Genomic DNA, 1,500 nt, shown 5'->3' on the forward strand with positions numbered 1-1,500 from the left:
CCGTCACCGGGACGATGTAGGCGATGAGGCGTTTGTCGCCGGGGGTGTCTTCGCGGGCGAGGACGGTGGCGTGGGTGATGGCGGGGTGGGTGGTGAGGGCGGTTTCGATTTCGCCGAGTTCGATGCGGAAGCCGCGGATTTTGACCTGGTGGTCGGTGCGGCCGAGGTAGTCGATGCTGCCGTCGGGGCGCCAGGTGACGAGGTCGCCGGTGCGGTACATGCGTTCGCCGGGTTGGCCGTAGGGGTTGGCGGTGAAGCGTTCGGCGGTGAGGGCGGGGCGGTTGAGGTAGCCGCGGGCGAGTTGGGTGCCGGCGAGGTAGAGCTCGCCGGGGGTGCCTGCGGGGACGGGTTGGAGGTTGTGGTCGAGGACGTAGAGGCGGGTGTTCCAGATGGGGTGTCCGATGGGGACGGTGGTGGTGTGGGGGTTGGTGTGGCAGGGCCAGGCGGTGACGTCGATGGAGGCTTCGGTGGGGCCGTAGAGGTTGTGGAGGGGGGTGTTGAGGTGGGTGAGGAAGCGGTCGCGGAGTTCGGTGGGGAGGGCTTCGCCGCTGCAGAAGACGGCGCGCAGGGTGGTGCAGGTGGGGGCGGTGGGGTCTTGGAGGAAGGCTTGGAGCATGGAGGGGACGAAGTGGGTGATGGTGATGTTGTGGTGGCGGATGAGGGTGGTGAGGTAGGCGGGGTCTCGGTGGCCGCCGGGGCGGGCGAGGACGAGGGTGGCGCCTTCGAGGAGGGGCCAGAAGAACTCCCAGACGGAGACGTCGAATCCGAAGGGGGTTTTCTGGAGGATGCGGTCGGTGGTGGTGAGTTGGTATTCGTGTTGCATCCAGGCGAGGCGGTTGGCGACGCCGTGGTGGGGGATGGTGACGCCCTTGGGGCGGCCGGTGGAGCCTGAGGTGTAGATGACGTAGGCGGGGTGGGTGGGGAGCAGGGCGGGTTGGGGGTTTGCGGTGTCGAGTCCGGCGAGGCGGGTGAGGGTGTCGGGGTCGTCGAGGGCGATCCGGGCGGTGTCGTGGGGGAGGGTGTCCTGGAGGGAGCGGCTGGTGATGACGAGGGTGGGCCGGGCGTCGTCGAGCATGTAGGCGATGCGGTCGGCGGGGTGGTCGGGGTCCAGGGGGAGGTAGGCGGCGCCGGCCTTGATGGTGGCGTAGAGGGCGGTGACGAGGTCGGTGGAGCGTTCCATGTGGACGCCGACGAGGGTCTCCGGGCCGACGCCGTGCTCGGTCAGGAGGTGGGCGAGGCGGTTGGCTCGCTCGTTGAGCTCGGCGTAGGTGAGCTCGGTGTCACCGTAGACGAGGGCGGTGGCGTCGGGGGTGCGGGCGACCTGGGCGTGGAACAGTTCGGGCAGGGTGGTGGCGGGCAGCTCGCGGTCGGTGTTGTTCCAGCCGGTGAGGATGAGGTCGCGCTCGTCGGCGTCCAGGATCTCGATGCGGCTGACGGGCTGCTCGGGTTCCGCGACGGCGGCACGCAGCACCCGCACGAAACGCTGCGCGATCGCCTCGG

Annotated in this window: 1 protein-coding gene; it reads right to left on the minus strand. The window is 69.7% G+C overall.

Annotated features, from left to right (window positions below; all coding sequences use genetic code 11):
- Positions 1–1,500 (minus strand): non-ribosomal peptide synthetase (locus ACZ6NC_RS41925; protein WP_465739147.1); only part of this gene is annotated, 1,500 nt, incomplete at both ends.

The organism is Kitasatospora sp. NPDC041988, from assembly GCF_055588525.1.